At 47.3% G+C, this 9,289-nt stretch carries 8 protein-coding genes and 1 pseudogene; 1 reads left to right on the top strand and 8 read right to left on the bottom strand.

Annotated features, from left to right (window positions below):
* Window positions 1–561, bottom strand: a 561-nt coding sequence (locus tag AC1DSE_RS11540; RefSeq protein ID WP_477527695.1) for an MFS transporter, incomplete at its 3' end; no start/stop codon positions are given.
* 597 nt (window positions 562–1,158) lie between these two features.
* On the opposite strand from AC1DSE_RS11540, the gene AC1DSE_RS11535 reads away from it, so the two are divergent.
* Window positions 1,159–1,773 (top strand): 3'-5' exonuclease, encoded by a 615-nt coding sequence (locus AC1DSE_RS11535; RefSeq protein WP_076270792.1) that lies wholly within the window; start codon window positions 1,159–1,161, stop codon window positions 1,771–1,773.
* Here the strand turns inward: AC1DSE_RS11535 and AC1DSE_RS11530 are convergent.
* The 7 genes and pseudogenes from AC1DSE_RS11530 to AC1DSE_RS11500 all read right to left on the bottom strand — a co-directional run bounded on the left by AC1DSE_RS11530 (window position 1,770) and on the right by AC1DSE_RS11500 (window position 9,205).
* A pseudogene (locus tag AC1DSE_RS11530) lies at window positions 1,770–3,195 on the bottom strand (family 4 glycosyl hydrolase). The gene AC1DSE_RS11535 and the pseudogene AC1DSE_RS11530 sit on opposite strands and share 4 nt — an antisense overlap.
* Before the next feature lie 132 nt (window positions 3,196–3,327).
* On the bottom strand, window positions 3,328–4,242 hold the full coding sequence (locus tag AC1DSE_RS11525) for an AraC family transcriptional regulator (RefSeq protein WP_477511688.1): 915 nt from the start codon (window positions 4,240–4,242) through the stop codon (window positions 3,328–3,330).
* A 32-nt stretch (window positions 4,243–4,274) separates the two neighbouring features.
* Complete coding sequence (locus AC1DSE_RS11520; protein WP_477511687.1) at window positions 4,275–4,997, bottom strand: nucleoside phosphorylase; 723 nt, start codon at window positions 4,995–4,997, stop codon at window positions 4,275–4,277.
* A 4-nt stretch (window positions 4,998–5,001) separates the two neighbouring features.
* Window positions 5,002–5,676, bottom strand: a complete 675-nt coding sequence (locus tag AC1DSE_RS11515; RefSeq protein WP_477511686.1) for a sulfite oxidase-like oxidoreductase — start codon at window positions 5,674–5,676, stop codon at window positions 5,002–5,004.
* A gap of 61 nt (window positions 5,677–5,737) precedes the next feature.
* Window positions 5,738–6,661, bottom strand: a complete 924-nt coding sequence (locus tag AC1DSE_RS11510; protein ID WP_076270797.1) for an ABC transporter permease — start codon at window positions 6,659–6,661, stop codon at window positions 5,738–5,740.
* A gap of 2 nt (window positions 6,662–6,663) precedes the next feature.
* Window positions 6,664–7,713, bottom strand: coding sequence for an ABC transporter permease (locus tag AC1DSE_RS11505; protein WP_076270798.1), 1,050 nt, complete (start codon window positions 7,711–7,713; stop codon window positions 6,664–6,666).
* The gene (locus tag AC1DSE_RS11500) at window positions 7,706–9,205 is read right to left on the bottom strand and encodes an ABC transporter ATP-binding protein (protein ID WP_475447458.1); all 1,500 of its coding nucleotides are present in this window, start codon (window positions 9,203–9,205) and stop codon (window positions 7,706–7,708) included. Before AC1DSE_RS11500 ends, AC1DSE_RS11505 begins: the two co-directional genes overlap by 8 nt.
* Window positions 9,206–9,289: the final 84 nt, after the last annotated feature.

Here is a 9,289-nt window from a genome sequence, read left to right as displayed (position 1 = left end):
GATGTAACCCTGCAACCCCTCGCTTCGCTGAATAATGAACCCCGCAAGCGCCGGCCCTGCGAGCCCGGATGCATTAAAGAAAATCATATTAATTGCAAGAAAACGTATGCGATTCGCTTCCGTTGAGACATCATATTGAATAACTAAATAACCAGTCCAGTAAAGCCCCGCGGCGATCCCATTAAAAATAGCAAACCATATGTAATACTGAGCCACATGCTCTTGTGCAATGACGACCATCAAATAAAAGATGGCAATCATGACGATACCCAGTCGATAAGTGACCATACGATCATGCCGCTTCGCAATCCAGCCACCTAATGCAAAGGCCGGAGGCGTTACGATGAAAACGATGATGTTATAAATACCGTTTACTGTCAAATCCTGCGTTAACCGCCACAAATATAAATTGAGAAACAAACCCGACATCGATGCGCCAAACTGAAAGCAGCAATGAATGATTAAAGCCGTTATCGCTTCCTTGCTAAGTCTGCTCTCTGGCGGAAGCGGCGTACCTTTCATTACATTCCATTTACTCCAAAATCTCGACCCCGTCCGCATTTGCAGCATCCCCCGTTGCTTCTCAACTGAAAAGCGCTTTCTTTTCTATTTAGTTTATCACATGGCTATCATATACCCTCGACTCAATAAAGCGCTCACTCCTTCAAAATAGCCGTTATTCTTCCATATGGAGCAATCAAGTAACCGTATTCATTGTTTATATCCTTTGTTCGCATGATTAGGACTTGCCGATCCGACTTGAAAATAGTAGACATAGCGATTRAACAGATCTGATTTGGTTAATTTTTACATGTGATTCAAAAGCATGCTAATCGTACCTAATCGAGAATAGCCTCACCCCTCAAATCACAAAATACAACCATTACATTAAGAAGGGGGTGAACCGATCATGGCGAAGCAGCAAGGTCATGCAACCAAAAATACAACGACAAAAACTTCCGACAAAAAAGGCAATGCATCCGGCAATAACCACTAGTCCGCAAAACGAATTTATCAACGCAAAAACGACCCATTACCGGCTTACTAAGCTCTGGTAATGGGTCGTTTTATGTTTACAATAGAAGGTTATTTATCTTTTTTGTCGAATTATTTCATATACGATTGCAACTTATAACTAGAAAAAGTGGTGAACCAACTATGACTAATCATTCTTATACTGTCATCGATTTTGAAACGAGCGGCCTTGATCCGAAGAAAGATCGTGTGATTGAGATGGCTGCGATCCGCTGCGTGAATGGTGAAATAGCGAGTGAATTCAGTACTCTCGTACGTTACGATGGCAAGCTGTCTGCCAAAATAACAGAGCTCACCGGCATCACGGATGAGATGACCTCCTACGGCATGGACGAGGACACCGCATTTCGTATTTTGAACCGAATGATAGGCGATAACGTTTTGATTGCTCATAATGCTGCCTTCGACCTTGGTTTCCTGCACCATTCCTTGCTTCGCATTGCGGGCAGATCATTTTCGAACAGCTTCATCGATACGCTCACGATTAGCCGCGCGCGGCATGTTTATCCGCATACACTGAAAGACATGTCCGATCGTTATGGCATTCCGCTCATTGGCGGTCATCGTGCACTGAATGATGTTATCGCTTGTTGGGAAATTTTCCGCAAGATGGATGAAGAGCAATCGGTAGAGAGCTACCTCAATACATTAGGCTACCTCAAGAAATTTGGACCGCCTGCTTGGACGCCGCCAGGGACTAGGCTTGAAGCAATGGAGCTGAAATACGCTCCGCGTTAAACCCGCTCCTTGCCCTTATCCGATTCGCCTGCATTTTTATTTGCGGCATCTCGGTCCTGCTGCATTTCCTCAACCGTCTTCACCTTCAGACGCGCCGCGCCTTTATAATCACGCGTAGGAAGTAAAGGCCCTTCCTCCAGGCGTTTCTTGGCTGCTGCGATAGAATCTGTATACTGTGGCAGCCACTGCTCCTGCGCCACAAGCATCTCATCGACCATCTGCCAAATTTCCTTCGGATTACAAACTGCGCCAACTAGCGGGTCCATCATAAAAGCTTGTCTGAGCAGGTTAATGTCGCCATTTATGGCTGCCTCTACAGCAAGACGCTGCACAGAGATGCTTACATTACACACCGCTGCGGCGCCAAGCGGCAGGTCGCCTACGATTGGCATTGAGATGCCGTTGCGATCAACATAACCTGGCGCTTCAATGATGGCATCGTTAGGCAGGTTAGCTATGACCCCTTTGTTTTCCACATTAAAGTGACCTCGGTAGATTCGTCCTGTTTCGAGTCCTTCAATGATGTATGAACCATGCTCATGACTGCGCAGCTCCGACTTGAATTCATTTGCAGGGTCCTTCATCCAGTTTGGAAAATCAGTCTCGAACCAATTTCGTCCTTCCGTGCATACACGAAGATACCCGCCCGTTTCTCCGTTAATCCATGAGCTCAAATCGATCCAATCGTTAATTTCTTCAGGCCGCTTCCGATACCAAGGGACATACTCGCTCAAGTGACCGTTAGACTCTGTACTGTAATACCCGAAGCGGCGCAGCATATCAATGCGTACCTTTTCCGTACGGCTGAAATCTGGATGTTTCTCAAATGCTTCGAGCAGCTTGCCGGTTAGATCCTCACCGTTATGATTAATTTGGATGTACCAGGTCTGATGGTTGATACCCGCGCAAATAATATCGACTTCCTCTTGCTTTAGTCCAAAAGCTTCGGCTATTTGCCAGTGTCCGCCTTGCACGCCATGGCATAAACCAATCGTCCGGACACCGCCATACTTGTTGCATGCCCAAGTCATCATCGCCATCGGGTTCGCGTAGTTGAGCAGAAGCACATCCTTTGCAGCAACCTCGCGGATATCACGGCATATGTTCATCATCTCAGCGATGCCCCGCTGCCCATACATAATGCCGCCAGCACAGACCACCGACACGAATAGTGCAAATGACGTATTTCGCATCCTTCAAAGCTTCGCGCCGATCGGTTGTAGATTGAATAGAAATCGACAGGCCGTTCTCATGAATATCACGCTGACAAAGCGCAGTCACCATCTCCAGGTTATGTGCATTAATATCTGTAAATGCGATTTCAATGTTTTGAAACTCCTGTACAGCGAGCAAATCCCGCAGCAGTCCACGCGTGAATCCAATCGAGCCTGCGCCTATAAATGCAATTTTAAAAGTAGACATGCCAATCAGCCTCCGATTATCGTCTAAATAGAGTTTGTTTAATCTCCTCTACATTTTAGCAACGATAAAACGGAAGCGTTATCAATATTGTGACCAACTGCCATTCATAGTGTCAGAAATCGTCACTTTGTATTATTCATTGCGCTGCCAGCGGAAGTCCAATGTTTGCGTATTGACCGAGTGACGGTAAGCAATTGGTGTCTGCTTCATATATTTTTTGAACATTGCATGAAAGTATTGCCTACTCCCCACTCCAACATAATCACAAATATCCGCTATTGCAATATCCGTCTCTCGGAGCAGCATTTTTGCTTTCTCCATTCGCACCTCCGTTAAATAGCCTGTTAACGTTTGGCCTATCTGCGCGCGAAATACACGATGCAAATAACCTGGATGTAAGCTTACAGCTGCAGCAATATCCTTTACTTGAATATCTCTATCATAGTTATGATGCATATATTCAATCGATTGCTTCACATAAGCTTCAATCGGATTAGCCCCTTTTACGCCAGCTTCCTTATGAAGTCGCGCTATCGCCAAGATCAATTGAGCAAACAACAGCTCTGCCTTCATATTGACGCTCCTGCCTCGGCTGTCCAGTTCAAGAACTAGGCTCTTTAGCACCTGATACACTTCATTCGGATCACGCAAAAACAAATAAGAGGACGGCTCTGTGATCAATCTGTCCACAAATTCGTCCTCCATCGCAAGCTGCCGTATAGAGGGAAACGCCGAGGGGCGTTCCCTAAAATCAAATTCAACATTAAGCATCCGGCAGGGCCCACGCTCGTCAACGGTCAGTCGGTGCGGCACATTCGCATCAAGAATAATGAAATCACCCTTCTTGAGCGTCATTTCACATGCACGGCTGGTTGCCTCTGCTTCCAGCTCTATCCCGCAAGCACCGGAAATGACATACATTATTTCGATTGCATCATGCGTGTGGAAGGCCATCTCGTAATCAGACCATTGCTTAAAATAATAAGCAAACACATGCGGATAAAAATCTCCATTCAGCCATTCTCGCTTGAACAACGTCCCACTCACGTGAAGCCCCCCTTACTTATAGACAAGTATGGTTACGCGGATGCAAGCTTAACTACGGCAAGAAGCGCCGTTTCAATCTCACGCTCGATCGCTTTCGCTACAACATCTGTATGCGGATCATATTCGCCCGCCAAATCAGAATCTGCGTAACCGTCCAGTGCGAGAATCGCTCCCGCGCGTGCACCGCGCATCGTAGCGATAACGAACAAAGCTGCAATTTCCATTTCAACAGCTAGTGCGCCTGCTTGTTTGTACTGGCGATGCGGAATGTCTACAACTCCTGAGAAAAAGACATCAAGCGTTACCGTTATGCCTTTTTTAACAATGCCTTCGCTCTCAAGCGCAGATGCATATAACGCTTCAGTAACCGCGCTGTCTGCAACAGCTGGGAATCCTGCCGGCACCAGCTGATGCGTGAGCCCTTCCGCTCTAACTGCCGCTGTGCTGACGATTAGGCTTCCTGCAGGGTGATCTGCTGAATAAGATCCCGCTGTACCGACACGAATAAGTGTCTTAACGCCTCCGCGGATAAGCTCCTCAAAGCATACCGCGGCACCTGACGAACCTACGCCGTGGCTTACCACGGCTAGTCTTACTCCTTGATATTCACCAACAAATGTCCGATATTCGCGAGCGAATGCAAGCTCTTTTACATTGTCCAGCTTCTGTGAAATCGTCTCCGCACGGCGCGGATCACCACATACGATAGCGTAAGCCGGCAAATCTTCTGGGTTAACTTGTAGTATAGGCAGCATCTGATTAATCAAACTCCTTCGTTATCCATTCGTCTTCCGGCATCGAATTCTCTTCGCTCGTGAAGCGTTGTTCTTGAAATGGATCGGCATAGTTGTGGAAGCCGTTGCGCTCCCAGAAGCCTTCGCGATCCTCTTTCATAAACTCAATACCTCTAATCCACTTTGCGCTTTTCCAAAAATACAAATGAGGAACGAGCATCCGCATCGGCCAGCCATGCTTGTCAGTCAGCGGCTCACCGTCAAATCGATGCGCAAGCAGTACATTATCGTGCAATAAATCCTCAAGCGGCACATTCGTGTCATAGTCCTCATCTGCATGAAACATAACATATTTGGCATCTGGCTTAACACCCAGCAAAGGCAGCAAGTCCTTGAACTTAATGCCTTCCCATTCTGTGTCCAGCTTCGACCAGCGCGTTACACAATGAATGTCGCACTTCGTTTGGGTTTGAGGCATAGCAAGCAGCTCTTCGAAGCTGAACGTACGCTCCTCCTCTACCTCGCCGAATACTCGCAGCGACCAAGTGTTGATGTCATAGGAAGGAACCTCTCCCTCATGCAAAATCGGAAAACGCTCGGTCATCGTTTGACCAGGGGGAATCCGATGAGCGATCTCGGGAGCAAGCACCGTCTGTTTAATGCTATTCACTTTTTTGAGACGTTCTGCTTTTTTATGCATCTCGTATACCTCCAAATTCCATTCCTTGCTGATTCATTTCAAGCTATTAAGCATCTCAGCTCTACCTGGAGCTCTCATTCGACTTGCGAGCTTCCTGCATATAACCTTTATCTTTAAAGAACAACATAGCGAGAATCGTAACGATATAAGGCAGCATCATCGTAAAATGAGTTGGCAGCGCGAAGCCCTGCAGCCTGATGCTGAGTGCATCCATAAATCCGAACAGCAAGCTCGATGCCGCAACACCGATTGGATTGGATTGGCCTAACATCGTTGCAACGAGCGCAATGAAACCTCTACCGGAAGTCATTCCCTCTGTAAACATAGTGACATTGCCGAGCGACAGCTGCGCGCCTGCTAACCCGCACAGAGCGCCGCAGAGCAGCACTGCTCCATATTGAATGCGGGTTACCTTGATGCCTAAGCTTTTGGCTGCTGTTGGATTCTCTCCAGCTGCCAGCAAGCGAAAGCCCGTAACCGTTTTGAACAAAAACAGCTGCAGCACAATAACGAGAATGATGGACAAGTATACCAGCGGGGAATGCCCGGATAAAACTTCTCCGAACCATGGAATATCCTTTAACAATGGAATATCCCATTTAGGCAGACCAATCATATCCTTATTGTAGTATGCGCCTTTCACATCAAAGATCGCACGCAGTGAGAATGTCGTCAGTCCAAGCGCCAGAAAGTTAAGCGCAATACCAACAACGATAACATTCGCTTTCAGATGAATACTCATAAAACCGAACAACACTGAAAACAGGAGTGAGCATAATACCGCAAACAATACGGCTGCGAATACATTTCCGGTGAAGTGGTTGCCTACAATCCCAGAAAATGCACCGATCAATACTAAGCCTTCAAGGCCTACATTAAACAAACCAACACGCGCGCATATTGCGCCGCCGAGTGCCGCAAGCAGAATTGGTGTAACCATACGAAGCGTCGAGGCATACAGCGAGACATCTAATAAAAAATCCATACTTATGACCTCGCCTTCCTGCGTTTAATGAACGAATATGTGAACTTAGCAGAAACGAACAAAATGAGCACCGCTTGAATAATGCTGGATACCTCCAGCGGAACATCTGTATTCCGCTCCATGCCCATACCGCCAGTCTGCAGTGCAGCAAGCAAAATCGCTGCTACAGCCGTACCGAGCGGATGCGATCCGGCAAGCAATGTGGCCATGATACCCGACCATGCGTAACCTGGAGAAGTCAACGCGCCGTCCAAATAGCGGTACTGCGTGCCGAGCACTTCAACGGAGCCAGCTAGTCCAGCAAAACCTCCGCTGACGAACATGCTGATAAGCATCATTTTTCCACGCTGCACGCCGCCATAGCTCGCAAACAACGGATTGCCGCCAAGCATTCTAATTTCATAACCCTTAACGGTATAGCGCATGAACAAGAAAAGCAATATTGCTCCGACTACAGCGATAATAAATCCGCCATGAAGGCTCATTCCTTTAAACAGCTTCGGCAGCCATACGCTTTGATCAAGCATAACCGTCTGCGCCATTGCAGCAGAGCCTGTACGATCCTTGAGCGGATACGATACAATATACCCTGCAAACAACGTTGCAATATAATTGAGCAATAATGTGGTAATGAGCAGATTCATTCGAAATCTAGCATCGAGCCATCCTGCGAATGCCGACCATATTCCCCCGGAAATAATTCCAGCTATAATAGCAGCTACGAGCTTAAACCAACCTGGCCCCGGCAAATAGATTGCCGTTACCGCTGCGCTTAGAGCGCCTAATACCATTTGGCCTTCTGAGCCCATATTAAAAAATCCAGCACGGAATGCCAGCGCCACCCCTAGACCAATAAGGATAATAGGCGTTGCTCTACTGAGTGTATTCGTAAAAAAATAAAAGCTGCCGAAGGCGCCCTTCCACATTTCCGCGTATGTCTCCATTACGGAGCCTCCGACGATAACAATGGCAATCGCACCCGCTGCTAAACCGATGATAACAGCCAAAAGCGGCTGTAACAGCGAACGTCCGAATTGTACCAGCTTATCCAACCGCTTTTCCTCCCGCCATTAACAAACTAATTTGCTCTTCTGTAGCTTTGTCAGCATCCAGTTCCCCTACGATCTTACCTTCATACATGACCAACACCCGGTCAGATAGCTTTAAAATTTCAGTCAGCTCTGATGAAACAAGCAATATCGCTCCGCCTTCATCCCGCTTCTTTAGAAGCTCGCCGTGTATAATTTCCATTGCGCCGACATCAACGCCTCGCGTTGGCTCCGCTGCGATAAGAAACGGCGTCTTCTGCGCAAGTTCCCGTGCAACGATAAGCTTCTGTAGGTTTCCGCCGGATAAATACTGAGCTTTTGTAGATAAAGAGCCTGTTTTTATCCCAAAGCGTGTCACCCACTCGCCTACCATCTGACGAATGCTCGTCCCATTCAATACACCAAGCTTTTGATGCTTGTCAGCATGTCCCATCAAGCCATTCTCCGTAACGGTCGCATCCTTCGCAACGCCCCACTGGTAACGGTCCTCAGGAATATGAGCAAGCCCGCTTTCACGAATATCGCCAACTGGCGCACCGGTCACATCTTTACCCAGCAGCTTGATTGTGCCGGCTCCGGGTTTCATTAAACCAGATATCGTCTGCAATAACTCGGATTGACCATTGCCAGAAATACCCGCGATCCCCACAATTTCGCCTCCATTGACATGAAGGCTAATATCGCTAAGAAGCGGCTTCGCTTTGACACCAGGAATAGAAACATTCGATACCTCAAGAACAGGCTTGCCTCTGCTCACCTTATTTCGTGATATATGTACTAAATCCCGGCCTACCATAAGCCGTGACAAATGTTCCGCATTCGTGTCTTTCGCTTCGACTGTCCCCGTCACCTTGCCATCTCGAAGGACGGTAACACGGTCAGCAACTTCCATAATTTCTTGCAGCTTATGACTAATAAGAATAAAGCTTTTGCCCTGCGCGGCTAATCCTTTAATCGCAATGAGCAGCTCTTTCACTTCGAGCGGCGTCAAGACGCCAGTCGGCTCATCCAAAATAATAACTTCAGCGCCCTGATAGAGCACTTTCAATATTTCAACGCGCTGCTGCATGCCAAGCGAGCAATCTGCAACTTTCTTCCAAGGGTCTACCGGCATGCCATAAAGCTTGCCGATTCTTTCCACCTCTGTGGCAGCTGCCTTACGGTCAAAACCTACCCCTTTGGAGGGCTCGCGCCCAATAACGATATTTTCGGCAATCGTAAACGTCGGGAATAACATGAAATGCTGATGAACCATTCCAATCTTATGCTTAATCGCATCAGCTGGGTTCCCGAACGAAACCGGCTTGCCGTCAATGCGAATTTCACCGCTAGTTGGACTTTCCATCCCGTACAGAATACGCATTAACGTCGTTTTTCCTGCACCGTTTTCACCTACTAAGGCATGAATTTCTCCTTTTTGCAGCGAAAACTGAACATTGCTATTTGCGGTTACGCTCCCATATGACTTCGTAATGCTGTCCATTTGCAGCAACATACAAAAGCTCTCCCCTTTCAATCCCGATATAAACAAAAAAACCGCTCCCTCGATTACAGAGGAAGCTTCTAGGCAACAAGCAAG

The organism is Paenibacillus sp. 01L418 (genome assembly GCF_056400045.1).
The sequence above is the reverse complement of the archived record's forward strand: the minus strand, read 5'-3'. Positions and strand labels throughout refer to the sequence as shown.